This window comes from Pseudomonas sp. ADAK7 (assembly GCF_012935675.1).
Lineage (GTDB): Bacteria > Pseudomonadota > Gammaproteobacteria > Pseudomonadales > Pseudomonadaceae > Aquipseudomonas.
Window position 1 is genome coordinate 378,093 of the sequence record NZ_CP052861.1, and the last position, 20,972, is coordinate 399,064.

At 61.3% G+C, this 20,972-nt stretch carries 19 protein-coding genes; 8 read left to right on the top strand and 11 right to left on the bottom strand.

The window, feature by feature from the left end; all coding sequences use genetic code 11:
- Window positions 1-38 precede the first annotated feature (38 nt).
- Together HKK53_RS01840 and HKK53_RS01845 are read left to right on the top strand one after the other, a co-directional pair.
- The gene (locus HKK53_RS01840; protein ID WP_169369069.1) at window positions 39-287 is read left to right on the top strand and encodes a transmembrane sensor/regulator PpyR; all 249 of its coding nucleotides are present in this window, start codon (window positions 39-41) and stop codon (window positions 285-287) included.
- Window positions 287-1,441, top strand: coding sequence for an NnrS family protein (locus HKK53_RS01845; RefSeq protein WP_169369070.1), 1,155 nt, complete (start codon window positions 287-289; stop codon window positions 1,439-1,441). Before HKK53_RS01840 ends, HKK53_RS01845 begins: the two co-directional genes overlap by 1 nt.
- On the opposite strand, the gene HKK53_RS01850 is transcribed toward HKK53_RS01845, so the two are convergent.
- Window positions 1,425-2,354 carry a LysR family transcriptional regulator gene (locus HKK53_RS01850; protein ID WP_169369071.1) on the bottom strand — a complete coding sequence of 310 codons (930 nt, stop codon included), beginning with the start codon at window positions 2,352-2,354 and terminating at the stop codon, window positions 1,425-1,427. The genes HKK53_RS01845 and HKK53_RS01850 overlap by 17 nt on opposite strands.
- 115 nt (window positions 2,355-2,469) lie before the next feature.
- Here HKK53_RS01850 and HKK53_RS01855 point away from each other — a divergent pair, with 115 nt between their 5' ends.
- The 5 genes from HKK53_RS01855 (at window position 2,470) to HKK53_RS01875 (ending at window position 7,551) form a co-directional block, all read left to right on the top strand.
- A complete protein-coding gene (locus HKK53_RS01855) occupies window positions 2,470-3,315 on the top strand; it encodes an oxidoreductase (protein ID WP_169369072.1) in 846 nt (281 codons plus the stop codon).
- A gap of 321 nt (window positions 3,316-3,636) precedes the next feature.
- Entirely contained in the window at window positions 3,637-4,092 is a 456-nt protein-coding gene (locus HKK53_RS01860) for a (2Fe-2S)-binding protein (RefSeq protein WP_169369073.1), read from the top strand.
- A 25-nt stretch (window positions 4,093-4,117) separates the two neighbouring features.
- Window positions 4,118-6,286 (top strand): xanthine dehydrogenase family protein molybdopterin-binding subunit, encoded by a 2,169-nt coding sequence (locus HKK53_RS01865; RefSeq protein ID WP_169369074.1) that lies wholly within the window; start codon window positions 4,118-4,120, stop codon window positions 6,284-6,286.
- A 1-nt stretch (window position 6,287) separates the two neighbouring features.
- The gene (locus tag HKK53_RS01870) at window positions 6,288-6,869 is read left to right on the top strand and encodes a hypothetical protein (protein WP_169369075.1); all 582 of its coding nucleotides are present in this window, start codon (window positions 6,288-6,290) and stop codon (window positions 6,867-6,869) included.
- 73 nt (window positions 6,870-6,942) lie between these two features.
- The gene (locus HKK53_RS01875; protein WP_169369076.1) at window positions 6,943-7,551 is read left to right on the top strand and encodes a GGDEF domain-containing protein; all 609 of its coding nucleotides are present in this window, start codon (window positions 6,943-6,945) and stop codon (window positions 7,549-7,551) included.
- On the opposite strand, the gene HKK53_RS01880 is transcribed toward HKK53_RS01875, so the two are convergent.
- Together HKK53_RS01880 and HKK53_RS01885 are read right to left on the bottom strand one after the other, a co-directional pair.
- Complete coding sequence (locus HKK53_RS01880; protein WP_169369077.1) at window positions 7,498-8,775, bottom strand: amidase; 1,278 nt, start codon at window positions 8,773-8,775, stop codon at window positions 7,498-7,500. The genes HKK53_RS01875 and HKK53_RS01880 overlap by 54 nt on opposite strands.
- The gene (locus tag HKK53_RS01885) at window positions 8,772-9,197 is read right to left on the bottom strand and encodes a VOC family protein (RefSeq protein ID WP_169369078.1); all 426 of its coding nucleotides are present in this window, start codon (window positions 9,195-9,197) and stop codon (window positions 8,772-8,774) included. Before HKK53_RS01885 ends, HKK53_RS01880 begins: the two co-directional genes overlap by 4 nt.
- Window positions 9,198-9,309: 112 nt before the next feature.
- Here HKK53_RS01885 and HKK53_RS01890 point away from each other — a divergent pair, with 112 nt between their 5' ends.
- Complete coding sequence (locus tag HKK53_RS01890; RefSeq protein ID WP_169369079.1) at window positions 9,310-10,173, top strand: LysR family transcriptional regulator; 864 nt, start codon at window positions 9,310-9,312, stop codon at window positions 10,171-10,173.
- A 47-nt stretch (window positions 10,174-10,220) separates the two neighbouring features.
- Here the strand turns inward: HKK53_RS01890 and fabI are convergent, their stop codons facing one another.
- From fabI to gloB, 8 genes are all read right to left on the bottom strand, one after another.
- Window positions 10,221-11,015 (bottom strand): enoyl-ACP reductase FabI, encoded by a 795-nt coding sequence (fabI, locus tag HKK53_RS01895; RefSeq protein WP_169369080.1) that lies wholly within the window; start codon window positions 11,013-11,015, stop codon window positions 10,221-10,223.
- 21 nt (window positions 11,016-11,036) lie between these two features.
- Entirely contained in the window at window positions 11,037-12,647 is a 1,611-nt protein-coding gene (locus tag HKK53_RS01900) for an ABC transporter ATP-binding protein (RefSeq protein ID WP_169369081.1), read from the bottom strand.
- A 1-nt stretch (window position 12,648) separates the two neighbouring features.
- Complete coding sequence (locus HKK53_RS01905) at window positions 12,649-13,668, bottom strand: ABC transporter permease (protein ID WP_169369082.1); 1,020 nt, start codon at window positions 13,666-13,668, stop codon at window positions 12,649-12,651.
- A gap of 1 nt (window position 13,669) precedes the next feature.
- Complete coding sequence (locus HKK53_RS01910) at window positions 13,670-14,743, bottom strand: microcin C ABC transporter permease YejB (RefSeq protein WP_169369083.1); 1,074 nt, start codon at window positions 14,741-14,743, stop codon at window positions 13,670-13,672.
- A gap of 4 nt (window positions 14,744-14,747) precedes the next feature.
- Complete coding sequence (locus HKK53_RS01915; protein WP_169369084.1) at window positions 14,748-16,589, bottom strand: extracellular solute-binding protein; 1,842 nt, start codon at window positions 16,587-16,589, stop codon at window positions 14,748-14,750.
- Window positions 16,586-18,394, bottom strand: coding sequence for an extracellular solute-binding protein (locus tag HKK53_RS01920; protein ID WP_442962302.1), 1,809 nt, complete (start codon window positions 18,392-18,394; stop codon window positions 16,586-16,588). Before HKK53_RS01920 ends, HKK53_RS01915 begins: the two co-directional genes overlap by 4 nt.
- 221 nt (window positions 18,395-18,615) lie before the next feature.
- Window positions 18,616-20,076 carry a transglycosylase SLT domain-containing protein gene (locus HKK53_RS01925; protein ID WP_169369086.1) on the bottom strand — a complete coding sequence of 487 codons (1,461 nt, stop codon included), beginning with the start codon at window positions 20,074-20,076 and terminating at the stop codon, window positions 18,616-18,618.
- Between the two features lie 99 nt (window positions 20,077-20,175).
- Window positions 20,176-20,943, bottom strand: coding sequence for a hydroxyacylglutathione hydrolase (gene gloB, locus HKK53_RS01930; protein ID WP_169369087.1), 768 nt, complete (start codon window positions 20,941-20,943; stop codon window positions 20,176-20,178).
- Window positions 20,944-20,972: the final 29 nt, after the last annotated feature.

Below are 20,972 nucleotides of genomic sequence, written 5' to 3' on the forward strand. Positions count from 1 at the left end.
GAAAACGTACAACTGATCGACTTCGGGAGTACGGAAAAATGTTCGATTTCTTCAGCCATCCACAACACGTCCTGCACCTGTCGAGCAAAGTGCTCGGCCTCGGCCTGATGCTGCTTTTGGTGGGCATCTACGGCGCTTACCTGCACGTCGGGCCCTTGCCAATTGCGGTACAGGTCTCGATGCACGCCATGACCATCCTCGGTCCGACCCTGCTGAAAATCGGCTACGTGATGCGACTGCTCGCCCAACATCGGTTGGCAACCCACATGATCGGGGCAGTGGCTTGATGCGCACACTGGCGGCGTCACCGGCGTTCAGTCTTGGATTTCGACCGTTCTTTCTCGCGGGCGCCGGGTTTGCCGCGCTGGCCGTGGCGGTCTGGGCACTGTGGTTATACGGCCGCTTGCCCGGTGCGCAACCGATCGGTGGGATGCTGGCCTGGCATCGGCATGAAATGCCTTTCGGTTTCGCCACGGCGATCATCGCCGGGTTCCTGCTGACGGCGGTGCCGAACTGGACGGGAAGGGCGGGACTCAGCGGTTGGCCATTGATCGGCCTGGTGTCGGTGTGGCTGATCGCGCGCCTGGCCTGGTGGCTGCCGATCTCGCCAATGGTTTTGCTGACGATGCAGCTACCGTTTCTGCCCTTGCTGGCGTGGTGTCTGGGACGGGATCTGCTGGCGGCGCGCAAGCGCGAAAACTATCCGATCCTGCTAATGATCACGTTGCTGGCCGGTTGCCAGATGATGACGCTGTGGGGAATCCTGACCGATGACGTCGGATTCCAGCGCCATGGCGTGTTGGCAGCCTTGTGGCTGGTGGCGGCGCTGATGAGCATGATTGGCGGGCGGGTGATTCCATTCTTCATTCAACGCGGTTTGAATCGCCCCGCGCCCGCAGCGACTCATCCACTGGCCACCCGCGTATTGTTGCTGGGCGGGATGCTGGCCGCGCTGTCGTTTGCCGCTGGTTTGAACGATACGCCAAGGGGATGGCTGGCCGCGTTGTACCTGCTGCTTGGCGGTGTGCACCTATTGCGCTTATGGCGCTGGCACGACCGGGGTATCTGGCGAGTGCCGCTGCTGTGGTCGCTGTACCTGGCCTACGCCTGGCTGGTCGCAGGGACACTGGCCATGGCGCTGTGGCATGCCGGGTGGATGCCGCAACAGAGCCTGGCCACCCATGCGCTGGCGGTCGGCGGGATTGGCGGACTGATCCTGGCGATGATTGCCCGGGTCAGCCTGGGTCATACCGGCCGCTTGCTCCAGCCCTCGAAAACTGTGGTGCTGGGGTTTGTCTTGCTGGTGTTCGCCGGCCTGTGTCGAGTGTTGCTCGTTCCGTTCTCGGGAGTCGGGCTCGGGCTGTCGGCGCTACTCTGGTGTACGGCGTTCGGGCTGTTTTTGACGCGTTATACCGGCATCCTGCTCAAGCCAAGGGTTTAGCGCCGAGGCCATCTTGTTCGGCAATCCAGCGAGTGGCCATGTCGATAAACGCCCGTAACTTCGGCTGCGTCTGGGTGCGACTCGGGAAGTACAGGTACAACCCGGAACTGAGCGGCACAAACGGCTGCAGCACCCGTTGCAGGCGTCCATCGGCCAGTTCGTCGGCAATCTCCAGGTCGCAGGCATAGGCCAGGCCTAAACCATCCCGGGCCGCAGCCACCAGCAGTTTGCGGTCATTGACGATCACGCCACCGGCAACCCCTACGGTGAAGTCGCGACGGTCGCGGCGAAACTCCCAGCGATGAGCATTGCCCGAGGTCGAGAAGCGAAAACCGATGCACTCATGGCGGGTCAGTTCTTCAGGGCTGGCGGGTTGGCCGGCCTTGGCGAAATACGCCGGGGAGCCCACCACCGACCATTGCAAGTCCGGCGTCAGGCGCACGGCGACCATGTCTTTCTCGATTGACTCGCCGAGCCGGATCCCGGCATCGAAGCCGCCCGCCATCAAGTCCACCGTGGCGTCGTCCAGGGAAATATCCAGGGTGACCTGCGGGTAGGCCTGGCGAAACAGCGGGATCAGCGGCTCGATCAACAATGCGCCGGACAGCCGTGGCGCGGTGAGGCGCAGGGTGCCCATGGGTTGATCGCGAAAGCCGCTGAGCACTGCCAGCGCTTCATCGATTTCACTGGCTGCCGGGCGCAGTCGCGCAAACAGACTGGCGCCGGCCTCGGTCAACGCCACGCGTCGAGTGGTGCGCTGGAACAACAGCACACCGGTGCGCCGCTCCAGCAGCTTGATCGCATGGCTGACGGCGGTCGGCGTGACCGCCAGGCGAGTGGCGGCGAGGGTGAAGCTTTTGTGCTCGGCCACCGCGAGGAATTCGGTCAAGCCGTCGAACGGGTCATGGTTCATCGAAAGAGCGCCATTATGAAAGAGCGTTTCATAGTGCTTGTAACACGAGGGCATTTTTCCGACCAATCTTCCTGCGTACCTTGAGCACATCCCCAACCCACACAAGGTATCGATCATGAGCGCTCCGCAAACTTTCAAACGTGTCTGGCTGGTCACCGGCGCCTCCCGTGGCATCGGCGCCAAAATCGTCGCCGCCGCGCTGGCCAACGGTGATGCGGTAGTCGCCACGGCGCGTGACGCCAGCACCATCATTCAGCGCTTTGGCGATCAACCGGGCTTGCTGGCCGCCACCCTCGACGTCACCCATGAAGCCCAGGGCGTCGCCGTTGCCCAGGCCGCCATCGAACATTTCGGGCGCATCGACGTGCTGGTCAACAACGCCGGTTTCGGCTTGCTCGGCGCGGTGGAAGAGGCGAGCGGCGATGAGATCAAGCGGCTCTACGAAACCAACGTCTTCGGCCTGCTGAATGTCACCCGTGGCGTGTTGCCGCACATGCGCGCCGCCCGCAGCGGTCATGTGATCAACATCTCTTCGGTGGGCGGTTTTCAGTCGGCGCCGGGCTACGGCGTTTACTGCTCGACCAAGTTTGCCGTCGAAGCCCTGAGCGAAGCCTTGCACGGCGAACTGGCGCCGCTGGGCGTCAAGGTGACGGTGGTTGAGCCGGGCTACTTCCGCACCGATTTCCTTGATACCAATTCCCTGGTCGAATCTCCGGAAACGATTGCCGACTACGCCTCGACTGCCGGGGAGGTGCGCAAACTGGCGAAGGCTGTGAATCAGCAACAGCCCGGGGACCCGGAGAAACTGGCTCAGGCGATGATCACCTTGGTCGAGGCTGAAAACCCGCCACTGCGCCTGCCGTTGGGTACGGATTCGGTGCGTTACATCCAGGCGAAGATCGAGTTCGTCACCGGTGAATTGAACACCTGGCGCAAACTCTCTGAGTCCACCGATTTCTAACAACGCCGCACGTGTAGCAGCTGTCGAGCACCGCGAGGCAGCGTTCGGCGGCGAAGCCGTCGTAAACCCAATGCACACGGTCTACCTGATACACCGCGTCGCTTGATTTCACGACGGCTTCGCCGCCGAACGCTGCCTCGCGGTGCTCGACAGCTGCTACAAAGTCGCATCCGTCTTCAACCTCCGGGTGACCGGTGGTCGCAGAAGCTGGCCGCCAGGTCAATCTGCGCTTAGCTGTATGGATAACCCGAGGCGCGCGTAGGTCTTGTATCACCACAGCGGCGCCCCTTCAGAACACCGTGAGTCTGAGGAAATCCACACATGTTGACCCTCAATATCAATGGCAAGGACCAGGCGCTGGATGTCCCCGCGGACATGCCGCTGCTGTGGGTCCTGCGCGATGTCGCGCACCTGACCGGCACCAAGTTCGGCTGCGGCATGGCCCAGTGCGGTGCCTGCACCGTGCATGTCGATGGCGCGCCAATGCGTGCCTGCATCACCCCGGCCACCGCCGTGGCCCATGGGCAAAAAATCCTCACCATCGAAGGCCTGTCCACCGACGGTACCCATCCGGTGCAGCAAGCCTGGGCCGAACTCGACGTGGTGCAGTGCGGTTATTGCCAGTCGGGGCAGATCATGTCCGCCGCCGCGCTGTTGGCGAAAATCCCCAAACCCACCGACGACGATATCGACCAGGCACTGTCCGGCAATATCTGCCGCTGCGGCACTTACCCAAGGATTCGCGCGGCGGTCAAACGCGCCGCGGAGATCGGTTGATGCCACGTCGAGGGGAGTCATCGCAATGAACAGCCTCAATCCTGTTTCACGTCGCGGTTTTCTCAAGGGCAGCGCCGTGCTCGGCGGTGGGCTGGTGGTGGCGTTTGTCATCCCCGGCGGCCATCGCTTTGCCTCGGGTGCCGAGAACCAGGGCAACGCTTTCGCGCCCAATGCCTTCCTGCGCATCAGCAACGACAACAGCGTGACCATGCTGCTGGGCCATTCGGAGATGGGCCAGGGCATCTGGACCGGCCTGACCATGCTGATCGCCGAAGAACTGGACGCCGACTGGTCGAAAATCCGCGTCGAACACTCCCCGGCCTCGGCCAAGGACTACGGTTTGGCCGGGTTTGGTGGCATGCAGATTACCGGCGGCTCGACCTCGACCTGGATGGAGTTCGACCGCTATCGCCAGGCAGGTGCCGCTGCGCGCCTGATGTTGATCGACGCCGCGGCCAAACGCTTCAATGTCGCCCCGTCCGGGATTCGCACCGAATCGGGCGTGGTCATCGCTGGCGACAAGCGCGCGACTTACGGCGAACTGGCGGACGATGCCGGCAAGCTGCCGGTGCCGGATCCAGCCTCGATCAAGTTCAAGGAAGCCAAGGACTGGAAGATCATCGGCAAACCGACCCCGCGCCTCGACACCCCGGAGAAAATCACCGGCCGTGCCAAGTTCGGCATGGACGTGCAGTTCGACGGCCTGATGACCGCCATGGTCGCCCGTTCGCCAGTGTTCGGCGGCAGCGTCAAATCCTTCGAAGGCGCCGAGGCGCTGGCGGTGCCCGGCGTACACAAAGTGGTGCAAGTGCCCACGGGCGTGGCGGTGATTGCCGATCATTACTGGGCGGCGAAATTGGGGCGCGATGCGCTGAAAATCGACTGGAACCTGGGGCCGAACACCGGGCTCGACAGCGTGAAACTGCTGGAAAGCTTCCGCCAACTCGCCGCTACCCCCGGCATGCCGGCCAGTCAGGCCGGGGATACAGCAGCGACGCTGAAGAAAGCGGCGAAAACCATCGACGTCGAATACAGCGTGCCGTACCTGGCTCATGCGCCGATGGAACCGCTCAACTGCACGGTGAAAATCACCGCGGACAAGTGCGAAATCTGGACCGGCACCCAGTTCCAGACCCTTGATCAAATGATCGCGGGCAAGATCACCGGGCTCAAACCCGAACAAGTGGAAATCCACACCGAATTCCTCGGTGGCGGCTTCGGCCGACGGGCCAACCCGACCTCGGACTTTGTCGCCGAAGCGGTGCAAGTGGCCAAGGCTGCCGGCATGCCGGTGAAAACCGTGTGGTCCCGTGAGGACGACATACGCGGCGGCTATTACCGCTCGATGTTCCTGCATCAGGCGAACATCGGCCTGGACGCCGACGGCATGCCGCTGGCCTGGAAACATGTGATGGTCGGCCAGTCGATCATGGACGGCACGGCGTTCGCCGCGACCATGGTCAAGGACGGCGTCGACAAGACCTCGGTCGAAGGCGTGGCCGACAGTCCTTACCTGGAAAAACTGGCCAATCATCAGGTCGAGCTGCATTCACCGAAGACCGGCATCAGCGTGCTATGGCTGCGTTCGGTGGGGCACAGTCACAACGCCTTCGTCATGGAATCGTTGATCGACGAACTGGCCGAGGCGGCCGGCAAGGACCCGGTGGAGTACCGACGAACGCTGCTCAAGGACCATCCGCGGCACCTCGGCGTACTGAACCTGGCGGTCGAGAAAGCCAACAGGAACGCGCCGCTGCCGGACGGCCATGCGTTGGGTGTGGCGGTGCATGAATCGTTCGGCAGCTACGTCGCCCATGTCGCCGAAGTGTCCGAGGACAACCTGAAGATTCGCGTGCACCGGGTGGTGTGTGCGGTGGATTGCGGCATCGCGGTCAACCCGCAGAGCATCGCGGCGCAGATGGAATCCTGCGTCACCTTCGGTCTGGGCTTTGCGCTGCACAGCAAGCTGACCTTCAAGGACGGCCAGGTGGTGCAGTCCAACTATCACGACTATCAGGTGCTGCGACTCAACGAAATGCCGGTGGTGGAAGTGCACATCGTGCCCAGCACCGACAAACCCGGCGGCATCGGCGAGGCCGGTGTGCCGCCCGTGGCGCCAGCGGTGGCCAACGCGGTGTTCGCCCTGACCGGGCAGCGCCTGCGCGAGCTGCCGTTGCTACTGTCGGGGGTGTGACATGAGACGACATTTGATTCTTGGGGCGGTGGTGCTGGTGGGTCTGTCCGGCTACGCCTCAGACCTGTTCGCGGCGGACAATCAGGCGGCACTGGAAGCCTTCGGCACCGTGCAGAAGGTCTTCCAGAGCCCGCGCTGCCAGAACTGTCATATCCCCGGCGATTCGCCGTTGCAGTTCGACGCCGGCATCCCGCATGCGATGAACGTGGTGCGCGGCATGGACGGTAAGGGCGCCGCCGGTTTGCCCTGCGCCACCTGCCACGCGGAAAACAACCCGCCGGCCAGTTACGGCCCCCACGCACCACCGGGGGCGCCGCACTGGAGCCTGCCGCCGGCGGCGCACAAAATGGCCTGGATCGGACTGCCACCCGACAAACTCTGCGCAATGATCAAGGATCGCTCCAGCAACGGTGACCGGGATTTCGCGGCGCTGATCAAGCACGTCAGCGACGACAAACTGGTGCTCTGGGGCTGGAATCCGGGTGGCAATCGGGCGCCAGTGCCGGTGCCGCACGACATCTTTGTCACGCAATTCAAGCTCTGGGCGGACGCCGGAGGACCGTGCCCGGTAGCAGGCATCTGACCAACGGCGGGTTAATTAGGAGTCAAACCGGGTATGTGCGGCTCTAACGTATATATCCCCACAGGAGTGACACATGCTGGTTCCAGGCAAACCGATCAAACCGGGTACTTGCACTGACACCTTGCACGGCCCGGACACTGCACTGCAGGAGCGCGAACTGCTGCGTGAGCTGGCGCGTCAGGCCGAGCAGGAACTGACGGCGGTGCAGGTGGCAAGCATGGACGAACTGACGCTGCTGCCCAATCGCCACGGCTTCGATGCCTTGGCTCAACGAGGCCTGGACGCCTGCTTGCGGATGGGCAAACCGGCGACCTTGCTGTTTTTCGACCTTGATCACTTCAAACACATCAACTACCTGTACGGTCGCGCCGAAGGCGATGATGCCCTGAAGACCTTCGCCGATGTGTTGCGCATCGCCTTTCGCGAAAGCGATGTGATTGGCCGCATGGGCAGCGACGAATTTGCCGCATTGCTGACCGGTGCCAACGCCGTGGAGATCGGCGCCATCCGCGCGCGGCTCGAAGAGATGCTCGACGAGCGCAACGCCACGGTGCATCGCGGTTATGACATTCGCTTCAGTGTGCGCCAGATCGAGTTTCATCCGGCGCTGCACCAAACCGTGGAAGGCCTATTGGCGGCGGTCGGCGAGCAGGTCGGCGGCCACCCGTTCGGCCACTCCTAACAGCGAGCCGTCATCCCTGAAGCGGCCGATCATCTGTAATCCAATCGGCAACAACCCTTCGGCGCGAGGCAGCGGGATATTCACCTGCGGCCAACCGAACGCCCCCCAGAACTTGATGAAATCCGATGGCCCGGTGCTTTCCAGGCCCTGCGGCGCGACGATCCCGCAGCAAGGGCCGAGCATGGCGTCGAAGGGTTGGCAGCGCTCGTGCAAAAGCGGTGCAAGTGCCGCCAACCGCGCCTTGGCCGCGGACTCCTGCTCCCATGTGGTGGCTGTCGCGCGGTCGAACATCGCCAGCGTCGATGGGCTCAACAGTGTTCGGTGTTGCTGGAACTCCTTCGCCAATGAGCGCGCGCCCTCGCAATCGTTGATCAACTGGTGGTCATCGAACACTCCGGCAAACTCGTCCGGCAGTTGCACTTCGCTGACTTGATGGCCGGCGCTGCGCAAATGCTCAAGGGCCTTTTCCAGAGCGTGGGCCACCTCTGGATCGACTTGGTCCCAACGCGCGGTGCGATAGAACCCCAAACGCAAAGGGCGTTGTTCAATTTCAGGGGCTGCGAAACCGGGAATCAACACCCGCGCCACGAGATTCAAGTCCCGCACCGAGCGACCGTACCAGCCCACGGTGTCGAAGCTCGGCGCCAGCGGTTTCACGCCTTCGAGCGACACCAGCCCGAACGACGGCTTGAGGGCGAACAAGCCGCAGTAAGCCGCCGGTTTCAGCAGCGATCCGGCCGTTTGGGTACCCAGTGCAATGGCAAAAAAATCCGCCGCCATCCCGGCCGCCGAACCGGCGCTGGAACTGCCCGGTGTGCGCGACAGGTCATGCGGATTGCGCGTCGGGCCGGTGTGCATGTAGGCAAATTCGGTGGTGTGGGTCTTGCCCATGATCAGCGCGCCGGCCTCGCGCAGCAGGGTCACCACGTGGGCGTCCCGGGACGGCTGGTGGTCGGCGTAGATCGGTGAAAAGAACTGCGTCGGATGATCGGCCGTGTCGAAGATGTCTTTCACGCCCACCGGCACGCCGGCCAGCAAACCCCGGCCATTGTGCAGCGTGGCTTGCAGGCGCACTTGCAGCGGCTTGAACGAAACGAACGCCTGGATATCAGGTTCCAGGGTTTCAATGCGTTCCAGAAAGGACTGGGCAACGGCCGTGACTTTTGCCTGGCCATCAAGCACCGCCTCACTGAGGGCGGTGGCGTCCAGCGCAGGGCGGATCATTTGGCGAACAACTGGCTGATGTCCTTGAACGCCTTGAACTCCAGGGCATTGCCGCAGGGGTCGAAGAGAAACATCGTCGCTTGTTCGCCCACCAGCCCCTGAAAACGAATGCCCGGTTCGATCACAAACTGCGTACCGAGCGATTGCAAACGCTCGGCCAGGGCTTCCCACTCCGGCATGCCCAAGACCACGCCAAAGTGCGGCACCGGCACGTTGTGGCCATCCACGGCATTGGTGTGAGCGGCTTCTTGCGAGGCGTTCTTCGGCGCCAGGTGAATCACCAGTTGATGGCCGAAAAAGTTGAAATCCACCCAATGATCGCTGGAGCGGCCTTCTTCCAGACCGAACACGTCGCCGTAAAAGCTGCGCGCGGCCGCCAGGTCATACACCGGAATCGCCAGGTGGAAAGGGGAGAGCTGCATCGGTAGATCCTCAACGGTCGGAAGTTGAAGCTGAGTTTAGTCCTGTGCTTTTTGATTAAAAGACGATAATTTTTGCGTCGAGCTCAAATTATTTCGATCAGTGGTGGCGGTTATGTTGCGTGAACTGAAAACCTTTATCGCGGTGACCCGTTACGGCACGTTCGCCGCGGCAGGCATGCACATCGGCCTCACGCAATCGGCGGTCAGCGCGCAGATCCGTAACCTGGAACAGGCGCTGGGCATTCGCCTGTTCGATCGCACTGGGCGCCAGGCGCTGCTCAACGCGGCAGGGCAGCGGGCATTGCCGATGGCGCGGGAGATGCTGGAAACCTTCGCCCGCATGGCGGTCAGTGATGACGTCAGCGAGTATCGCGGCGAACTGAAGATCGGCGCGGTGGCCACGGTGCAGACCGGTTTGCTGCCTCAGGCGTTATTGCGGTTGCGGCAACAGGCGCCCTTGCTGGAACCGAAACTGGTGCCGGGGGTATCGCTGAACCTGCTGAGTCAGGTGGACACCGGCGAAGTGGACTTGGCGATCCTGATCAAGCCGCCATTCGAGCTGCCCAAGGAATTGTCGGCGCAGGTCATTCGCAAGGAGCCGTTTGTGCTGATCGTGCCGGTAGATCTAGAAGGTGAAGATCCGTTACAGATACTCGCCGAGCATCCTCATGTGCGCTACGACCGCAACTCGTTCGGTGGACGCCTGGTGACGCGGTTTCTACGGGAACAGCAGATTGATGTACAGGTTGGGTTGGAGCTGGATGAGCTGGAAGCCATCGTGAAAATGGTCGAATGCGGGTTGGGGGTTTCTTTGCTGCCGGAGTCGGGGTTGTGGGTGGAGTATGGGGCGAAGGTGCGAGTGATTCGGTTGGGCGAGTTGACGTTTTACCGGGAGATTGTGTTGTTGCAGCGTTACAGCCAGCGAACGCAGCCGATTCAACAGTTGTTTGCGCGGTGTTTGATCTTGAACCCATAAAAAAACCCGCCAGAAGAGGCGGGTTTTTTTCAGGCGCTAACCAAAGATCACTCTTCGATATTGCCCATCGCAGTGGTGTTGAAACCACCGTCTACGTACATGATTTCGCCGCTGATGCCGGACGCCAGGTCCGAGCACAGGAAGGCGCCGGCGTTGCCGACTTCGTCGATGGTGACGTTACGACGCAGCGGGGTTTGCGCTTCGTTGGCGGCCAGCATCTTGCGGAAGTTCTTGATGCCGGAAGCGGCGAGAGTGCGGATCGGGCCAGCCGATACCGCGTTGACGCGGGTGCCGTCCGGGCCCAGGGAGCCGGCCAGGTAACGTACGCCAGCTTCCAGGGAAGCCTTGGCCATGCCCATTACGTTGTAGTTCGGCATGGTGCGCTCGGCGCCCAGGTACGACAGGGTCAGCAGGCTGCCGTTGCGGCCTTTCATCATTTCGCGGCCAGCCTTGGCCAGGGCCACGAAGCTGTAGGCGCTGATGTCGTGAGCGATGCGGAAACCTTCACGGGTGGTGGCTTCGGTGAAGTCGCCGTCCAGTTGGTCGCCCGGGGCGAAGCCGACGGAGTGAACGATCACGTCCAGGCCATCCCACTTCTTGCTCAATGCTTCGAAGACCTTGGCGATTTCTTCATCGCTGGCCACGTCGCACGGGAAGCACAGCTCAGGGCTCGAGCCCCAGCCTTGTGCGAATTCTTCAACACGACCTTTCAGTTTGTCGTTCTGATAAGTGAAGGCAAGCTCAGCGCCCTCGCGATGCATGGCGGCAGCGATGCCGGATGCGATGGACAGCTTGCTGGCGACACCGACGATCAGTACGCGCTTACCGGCGAGAAAACCCATGTGTTGCTCCTCTCTTTCAGGTTATTGCGCAGTGGCTGGTGCCAGGAAAGCGGCTTCCAGCAACTGCTGTGTATACGGATGTTGGGGGGCGGCAAAGATACTTTGCGCGTCTCCCTGTTCGACCACTTGGCCATGCTTGACCACCATCAACTGGTGGCTCAGCGCTTTGACGACAGCCAGGTCATGGCTGATAAACAGATACGTCAGGTTGTACTTGGTTTGCAGTGACCGCAAAAGCTCCACCACTTGGCGCTGCACTGTCCGGTCGAGGGCCGAAGTCGGCTCGTCCAGCAGGATCAACGCCGGTTTTAGCACTAATGCCCGGGCAATGGCGATTCTCTGCCGTTGCCCACCGGAAAATTCGTGGGGGTAGCGGTTCCGGGTTTCCGGGTCCAGGCCTACCTCCTTCAATGCCGCAATAATCGCTTGTTCCTGTTCCGCCTCAGTACCCATCTTGTGGATTCTAAGGCCTTCGCCGACGATCTGGCTCACACACATCCGCGGGCTCAGGCTGCCGAACGGGTCCTGGAACACCACCTGCATCTCCCGGCGCAACGGTCGAACTTCATTCTGCGTCAGGCAGTCTAGCTGCTTGCCCTCAAAACGGATGCCGCCTTTGCTGCCGATCAGCCGCAAAATCGCCAGGCCGAGCGTCGATTTGCCGGAACCGCTTTCTCCCACGATCCCCAAGGTCTGGCCTTGAGGCAGGCTGAAATTGATCCCGTCGACCGCCTTGATGTAATCCACCGTGGTTTTCAAGAAGCCTTTCTTGATCGGGAACCAGACTTTCAAGTCCTCGACTTGCAGCAGCGGCGGGCCAATTACGTTGGTTGCCGGCTTGCCGCTGGGCTCCGCTGCCAGCAGTTCCCGAGTGTACGGATGCTGCGGCGCGCGGAACAACTCCTCGCACGATGCCTGTTCGACGATGCAACCGCGCTGCATGACACATACGCGATGCGCAATTCTTCGCACAAGGTTCAAATCATGACTGATCAGTAACAACGCCATGCCCAAACGGGCCTGTAATTCCTTGAGCAATTCGAGGATTTTCAGCTGAACGGTCACGTCCAGCGCGGTGGTCGGTTCGTCGGCAATCAGCAATTCCGGCTCGTTGGCCAGGGCCATGGCAATCATCACCCGTTGCCGCTGGCCGCCGGACAGTTCGTGGGGCAGGGCTTTCAGGCGCTTGTGCGGCTCGGGAATGCCGACCATTTCCAGCAGCTCCAGAGTGCGCTTGGTCGCCACTTTGCCGGTCAGGCCCTTGTGGATGCCCAGCACCTCGTTGATCTGCTTCTCGATCGAATGCAGCGGATTGAGCGAGGTCATCGGCTCCTGGAAAATCATCGCGATCCGGTTGCCCCGAATGTGGCGGATGGTTTTCTCTTTCAGGCTCAGCAGGTCTTGCCCGGAATACTCGATGGTGCCGGACGGATGCCGGGCCAGCGGGTAGGGCAGCAGGCGCAGGATCGAGTGCGCGGTCACCGATTTGCCGGAGCCGCTTTCACCGACCAACGCCAGGGTTTCGCCGCGCTTGATATCGAAGCTCACGCCTTCGACCACCCGCTGCACGCGCTCGCCGACGACAAATTCGACGGCGAGGTCGCGCACTTCGATCAGATTGTCCTGATTCATTTCACTTCCTCGGGTCGAAGGCATCGCGAGCGGACTCGCCGATAAACACCAGCAAACTCAACATCAACGCCAACACGGCAAACGCGCTCATGCCCAGCCACGGCGCCTGCAGGTTGGATTTGCCCTGGGCCACCAGCTCGCCCAGCGACGGACTGCCCGCCGGCAGGCCGAAACCGAGGAAATCCAAAGCCGTCAGCGTGCCGATAGCGCCAGTCAGGATGAACGGCATAAAGGTCATGGTCGAGACCATGGCGTTGGGCAAGATGTGGCGGAACATGATCGCGCCATTCTGCATCCCCAGCGCCCGCGCCGCGCGCACATATTCGAGGTTACGCCCACGCAGGAACTCGGCGCGCACCACGTCCACCAGGCTCATCCACGAAAACAGCAGCATGATGCCCAGCAGCCACCAGAAGTTCGGCTGGACGAAACTGGCGAGGATGATCAGCAGATACAACACCGGCAACCCGGACCAGATCTCGAGGAAACGCTGCCCGGCCAGATCGACCCAGCCACCATAGAACCCCTGCAAGGCCCCGGCGATCACGCCGATGATCGAGCTGAGAATGGTCAGCGTCAGGGCGAACAATACCGAAACCCGGAAGCCGTAGATCACCCGGGCCAGCACGTCGCGGCCCTGATCGTCGGTGCCCAGCAGGTTGTCGGTAGACGGTGGCGCCGGTGCCGGGACTTTCAGGTCGTAATTGATGCTCTGGTAGCTGTAGGGGATGGGCGCCCACAGAATCCACGCGTCCTTGGCCTTGAGCAGCTCACGGATGTACGGGCTCTTGTAGTTGGCTTCCAGCGGGAATTCGCCGCCGAAGGTGGTTTCCGGGTAGCGCTTGAGCGCCGGGAAGTACCAACCGTTGTCGTAATGCACGGCCAGCGGTTTGTCGTTGGCGATCAGCTCGGCGCCGAGGCTCAGGCCGAACAGGATCAAAAACAGCCACAGCGACCACCAGCCACGCTTGTTGGCCTTGAACAGTTCGAAACGCCGGCGATTGAGGGGGGACAGGCTCATCTCAATGCTCCCGGTGTTCGAAGTCGATGCGCGGATCGACCAGGGTGTAGGTGAGGTCGCCGATCAGTTTCACCACCAACCCCAATAACGTGAAGATAAACAGCGTGCCGAACACCACCGGGTAATCGCGGTTGATCGCCGCTTCAAAACTCATCAGGCCCAGGCCATCGAGGGAGAAAATCACCTCGACCAGCAGCGAACCGGTGAAGAAGATCCCGATAAACGCCGACGGGAACCCGGCAATCACCAGCAGCATCGCGTTACGGAACACATGGCCGTAGAGCACTTTGTGATTGGTCAGCCCCTTGGCTTTGGCGGTGACCACGTACTGCTTGTTGATTTCATCGAGGAAGCTGTTTTTGGTCAGCAGGGTCATGGTCGCGAAGTTGCCGATCACCAGCGCCGTCACCGGCAAGGCCAGGTGCCAGAAGTAATCGAGGACCTTGCCGCCCATGCTCAGCTCGGCGAAGTTGTTCGAGGTCAGGCCCCGTAGCGGGAACCAGTCGAAATAACTGCCGCCGGCAAACACCACGATCAGCAAAATGGCAAACAGGAACGCCGGGATCGCGTAGCCGACGATGATCAGCGAACTGGTCCAGACGTCGAAGTGACTGCCGTGGCGCGTGGCCTTGGCAATCCCCAGCGGGATCGACACCAGGTACATGATCAGCGTGCTCCACAGCCCGAGGGAGATCGACACCGGCATCTTTTCCTTGATCAGGTCGATGACCTTGGCGTCGCGGAAGAAGCTGTCGCCGAAATCCAGGGTCGCGTAGTTCTTGACCATGATCCACAAGCGTTCCGGCGCCGATTTGTCGAAGCCGTACATGTGCTCGATTTCCTTGACCAGCGCCGGGTCCAGGCCCTGGGCACCGCGATAGGCCGAACCCGCCACCGAGACTTCGGCCCCGCCACCAGCGATGCGGCTGGTGGCGCCTTCGAAGCCTTCGAGCTTGGCGATCATCTGTTCCACCGGGCCACCGGGGGCGGCCTGGATGATCACGAAGTTGATCAGCAAAATGCCGAACAAGGTCGGGATGATCAGCAGCAGTCGCCGAAAAATATACGCCAGCATCTGATTACTCCGTGCCCGCAGGGTCGGCTTGCAGTTTGGTTTCGACTTCTATCGCCGGTTTTGCATCGGGCTTGACCCACCAGGTATTGATGCCGATGTCGTACTTGGGTGAGGTTTTCGGGTGACCGATGTGGTTCCAGTACGCCACGCGCCAGGTCTTGATGTGCCAATTGGGGATCACGTAATAACCCCATTGCAGCACGCGGTCCAGCGCGCGGGCGTGAGCCACCAGGCTTTTGCGCGAATCGGCGTTGATCAGGCCCTCGACCAATTGGTCCACCACCGGGTCTTTCAAACCCATGGAATTGCGGCTGCCGGGCTTGTCCGCGGCGGCGGACATCCAGAACTCGCGCTGTTCGTTGCCTGGCGAATTGGACTGCGGGAAGCTGCCGACAATCATGTCGAAGTCCCGGGAACGCACGCGGTTGATGTACTGCGAGACGTCGACCCGGCGAATCACCAGGTCGATCCCGAGGTCGCTGAGGTTACGCTTGAACGGCAGCAGCACCCGTTCGAATTCGGTCTGGGCCAGCAGGAACTCGATGGTCACCGGTTTGCCGTTGGCGTCGACCATTTTGTCATCGACGATCCGCCAGCCAGCCTCTTGCAGCAGTTGATAGGCCTGGCGTTGCTGAGTGCGGATCATGCCGCTGGCGTCGGTCGTCGGGTTCTGGAACGCCTCGCTGAACACCTGCGCCGGGAGTTGGCTGCGGAAGGGGTCGAGGATCGCCAGTTGATCGGCGTCCGGCAGGCCGGTGGCGGCCATTTCCGAATTTTCGAAATAACTGCGAGTGCGGGCGTAGGCGCCGTTGAACAATTGTTTGTTGGTCCATTCGAAGTCCAGCAGCAACGTCAGGGCCTGACGCACGCGGATGTCCTGGAACGCCGCGCGGCGCAAGTTGAAGACGAAGCCTTGCATGCCGGTCGGGTTGCCGTTGGGAATCTGTTCCTTGATCAACCGGCCCTCGGTCACTGCCGGGATGTTGTAGGCGTTGGCCCAGTTCTTCGCGGTCATTTCCAGCCAGTAATCAAACTGCCCGGCCTTCAGTGCTTCGAGGGCCACGGTGTTGTCGCGGTAATAATCGGTGGTCATCACGTCGAAGTTGTAAAAGCCGCGGTTGACCGGCAGGTCCTTGCCCCAGTAATCCTTGACCCGCTCATAACGCACCGAGCGCCCGGCTTTCACTTCGCTGACTTTGTAAGGTCCGCTGCCCAGCGGCATTTCCAGGTTGCCCTTGTTGAAGTCGCGGGTGGTCCACCAGTGTTTCGGCAGCACCGGCAACTGGCCGAGGATCAGCGGCAGTTCGCGGTTGTTGCTGTGCTTGAACTTGAACAGCACCGTCAGCGGGTCTTCGGCAACCACGTCGGCGACATCGCTGTAGTAACCGCGGTACATCGGTGCGCCGTCCTTGGTCAGGGTCTGGAAGCTGAACACCACGTCTTCGGCGCGCACCGGATGGCCGTCGTGGAACCGCGCTTCGGGGCGCAGGTAGAAACGTACCCAGCTGTTGTCCGGGGCTTTCTCGATCTTGCCGGCGATCAGGCCGTATTCGCTGAACGGTTCATCCAGGCCCTGTTTGGCCAGGGTGTCGTAGATCATGTCGATGTTGTCCGCCGCCACCCCTTTGCTGATGAACGGGTTGAGGCTGTCGAAGCCGCCGAAACCGGCCTGGCGGAAGATCCCGCCCTTGGGCGCGTCCGGGTTGACGTAATCGAAGTGCTTGAAGTCGGCCGGGTATTTCGGCGGCTCGTTGTACAGGGTCAGGGCATGTTGCGGGGCGGCGCAGGCCAGCCCGGCGAACAACAGACCGCTGGCCTGCAAGAGCAGGGCGCGTACGGGTTTCATTGATCTTTCTCCGAAGACTTCAGCCACCATGCGCTCAAGCCCAGGGTGTAGGGCGGCGTGGTGACGAAGGCCAACCGGTTGCGGTAGGCCAGGCGATGATAATTGAGGTACCAGTTGGGAATGCTGTAGTGCTGCCACAGCAGCACCCGGTCGAGGGCCTTGCCGGCGGCGACCTGTTCGTCGCGCGTCTGGGCGCCGAGCAGTTGTTCAAGCAGATGATCGACCACCGGGTTGGCAATGCCGGCATAGTTTTTACTGCCCTTGACCCCGACCTGGCTGGAATGGAAATACTGCCATTGCTCCAGGCCCGGGCTGAGGGTCTGGTTGAGCGTCATCAGGATCATGTCGAAATCGAACTGATCCAGGCGTTGTTTGTACTGGGCGCGATCCACCGTGCGCAGCCGCGCGTCGATCCCAATGCTGTTGAGATTTTCGACGTAGGGTTGGAGGATGCGTTCCAGGTTCGGATTGACCAGCAGGATCTCAAACCTGAGCGGCTGGCCGTTGGCGTTCTGCACGCGCTGGCCATTGAGCTTCCAGCCGGCCTCGCCAAGCAGGCCCAGGGCCTTGCGCATGGTTTCCCGAGGGATGCCGCGCCCTTCGGTCTGCGGCAGGCTGAAGGGCTCGGTGAGGAGCTTGGCAGGCAACTGCTCGCGGTAGGGCTTGAGCATCAGCCATTCGTGACCGACCGGTAGCCCGGTGGCGGAGAACTCGCTGTTGGGGTAGTAACTCATGGCGCGTTTGTAGGCACCGCTGAACAGCGTGCGGTTGGTCCACTCGAAGTCGAACATCAGCCCCAGCGCTTCGCGGACCTTGACCTCGGCGAAGGTCGGGCGCCGGCTGTTCATGAACAGGCCCTGGCTCTGGGTCGGGATCTGGTGCGGGATCTGTGCCTTGATCACGTCGCCACGGCGTACGGCCGGAAAGTTGTAGCCGTTTTCCCAGTTCTTGGCCTGGTGCTCGATGTAGATGTCGAACTCGCCGGCCTTGAAGGCTTCGAAGGCCACGTCGCTGTCGCGGTAGAACTCGACTTCCATGCGATCGACGTTGTACTTGCCGCGATTGACCGCCAGGTCCTTGCCCCAGTAATCCTTGACCCGTTCGAAGACAATCTGCCGCCCCGGCTGCACCGAGGTGATGCGATACGGCCCGCTGCCCAGCGGCGGCTCGAAGGTGGTGGCCTTGAAGTCGCGACCTTTCCAGTAATGTTGCGGCAGCACCGGCAACTCGCCCAGGCGCAGGATCAGCAACGGATTGCCGGCGCGCTTGAACACAAAGCGAACGCGTTGCGGGTTGAGAATGTCGACCCGCAGCACTTCCTGAAGGTTGGTGCGGTACTGCGGATGGCCTTCCTTGAGCAGTAAGCGGTAGGAAAACGCCACGTCGTAGGCGGTGATCGGCGTGCCGTCGTGGAAACGCGCTTCGGGGCGCAGGTTGAACACCACCCAGCTGCGGTCTTCGCTGTATTCCACCGATTGGGCAATCAGGCCATAGCTGGAGGTCGGCTCGTCGCCGGACGGCGCGTACTGGCCGGTGCCGACCATCAGCGGCTCGTTGAGCTCGTTGATGCCGTATTGCAGGAAATTCGGCGTGGAAACCGGGCTTGAGCCCTTGAACGTGTAGGGGTTGAGCGTATCGAAGGTGCCAAACGCCATCACCCGCAACGTACCGCCCTTGGGCGCTTGCGGGTTGACCCAGTCGAAGTGGGTAAATCTGGCCGGGTACTTGAGCGTGCCGAACTGCGCATAACCATGGCTTTCGCTGATCGTCGCGCTTGCGGTGGAGCTCAAGGCCAGGCTGATCAGGAGAAGGAGGAGGGGACGCTTCAAGTCAGGGATCCGATCCAGGCGGCTTGGGCTTTGTGGGCCGTACAGTAACAGCTTGTATCGACAGGAAAAAGACGGGGCTCTAAAGCGGTGTTTTGGGCACAAAAAAAGATCGCAGCCTGCGGCAGCTCCTACATGGATTAGGTGTCCATCCTGTAGGAGCTGCCGAAGGCTGCGATCTTTTCGGCTTCACACGCCAATTAGCGTGGCGAAGACACCGTCAGCATCTGACCCGGCTTCAGCGCCTGGCCAACCCGTGGGTTCCAGCGCTTGAGGTGTTGCATTTCAACGTTGAAACGTTTGGCAACCATATACAGCGAGTCGCCTTGCTTGACCTTGTACTGGGTCTGTTGCGTCTTGCTGGTGGCCTTGCCGTTGCCCTTGCTGTTCGCGGCGACGACGGTGTTGACGCGACCGCCACTACGCTTGGCAGGCGTGTTGTCCCGCATGACCAGAGTCTGGCCGACCTTGAGGTTCTTGCCGTTCGTCTTGTTCCAGCGCTGCAGATCCTTGACATCGACCTTGTTAGCCTTGGCGATGCTGGCGAGGTTGTCGCCACGTTTCACCCGGTAGGCACGCTTGAGTCTGGCAATTTCGTTGTCGTCGGCGCCTTCGAATACAGGCTTGAGCTGGCGGGTGCTGATCAGCTCTTCGGGACGCATGGTCGACAGGCTGGCAGTCAGCAGTTGCGCCTTGGATGTCGGGACCAGCAAATGCTGGGGACCGTCGATGGTGGTGCGCTGCTTGAAGGCTGGGTTGAGCTGGAACAGTTCGTCTTCGTCGATGTTGGCCACCGCGGCAACCTTGGACAGGTCCATGCGCTGGTTGATTTCGACGACCTGGAAGTACGGTTCGTTGGCGATCGGGTTGAGGTTCACGCCGTAGGCTTCCGGCGCCAGCACCACTTGTGACAGGGCCAGCAACTTCGGCACGTAGGCCTGGGTTTCGGCCGGCAGCGGCAGGTTCCAGTAATCGGTTGGCAAACCGAGCTTTTCGTTACGTTCGATGGCGCGGCTGACCGTGCCTTCACCGGCGTTGTAGGCCGCGAGGGCCAGCAACCAGTCACCGTTGAACATGTCGTGCAGACGCGTCAGGTAATCCATGGCGGCGGTGGTCGAGGCGGTAATGTCGCGACGGCCGTCATAGAAACGGGTCTGGCGCAGGTTGAAGTAACGCCCGGTGGAAGGGATGAATTGCCAGAGACCCACCGCGTCGGCCCGGGAATAGGCCATCGGGTTGTAGGCGCTTTCAATCACTGGCAGCAGCGCCAGTTCCAGCGGCATGTTGCGTTCTTCAAGGCGTTCGACGATGTAGTGAATGTACAGGCTGCCGCGTTCGCCGGCGTTTTCGAGGAAGGACGGGTTACTGGCGAACCACAGTCGTTGTTGCTCGATGCGCGGGTTGACACCCAGTCCGTCCTGCAACTGGAAGCCCTGGCGCATGCGCTCCCAGACGTCCTGTGGTATTTGCGGTGTTGGTTTCTCGCTGAGCCAGATCGGTTTCTGCTTGGCTCGCGCGGCGATATTCGGGGTATGCGTGGCTTCGGTTTGCGGGACATGGCTTGAACAGCCCGCCAATGTGGCGGACACAGCCACCGCAATGGCTTGAGCCAAGCGGGTCAATGCGTCTGAATTGATGGCTTTACGAATAGATGACGACATTGGCTGGAAGTAAGTTCCGGGCAAAAATGTCGGGCGATTCTAGAAAGCGTACCCCTTGCGGTCAACCATTCAGAATTTTTGTACCAACAGGCAGCTAGCTTAGAACTTATCTTTCCAAGCCCGCAAGGCAGCAAAAACCGCACTCGGACCCCGGTTTTGGGTTCCGTTCCGTTCGTCCACTTTTTCTTTAACGGATGTTTCGTCGACCCGCAAAAAAGGGTTGGTCAGCTTTTCAAGCGCCAGCGTAGAGGGCAGCGTCATGATTCCGGCTGCGCGTTGCGCGGTGACTTTTTCCAGACGTGCGGCAGTGTGCGGATTGCCCGGTTCGACCGCCGCGGCAAACTTCAGGTTGCTCAGGGTGTACTCGTGGGTGCAATACACCAGCGTGTCCTCAGGTAACGCGGCCAGGCGCGTCAGCGAGGTGTGCATCTGCTCCGGCGTGCCTTCGAACAACCGGCCGCAACCGGCGGCAAACAGGGTATCGCCGCAAAACAGCAGGCCGTGGTGATAGAAGGCAATATGCCCCAGGGTGTGACCGGGAACGGCGTACACCTCGAAGTCCCAGCCGAGCACACTGATGCGGTCGTTGTCCTTGAGCGCCACGTCCCGTGCCGGGATGGTTTCGCTGGCCGGGCCGTAGACTTTCGCGTCTGTCGCATTTTTCAGCTGCTCGACGCCGCCGACATGGTCATGATGATGGTGAGTGATCAGAATATCGCTGAGCACCCAGCCCGGATGCGCCGCGAGCCAGGCCTGGACCGGCGCGGCGTCCCCCGGATCGACCACGGCACAGCGCTGGGTACGGTGGTCCTGTAACAACCAGATGTAGTTGTCGGTGAAGGCGGGCAGGGCACTGATCTGTATCATCGTCGGATTCGCCAAGCGGAAAACAATGG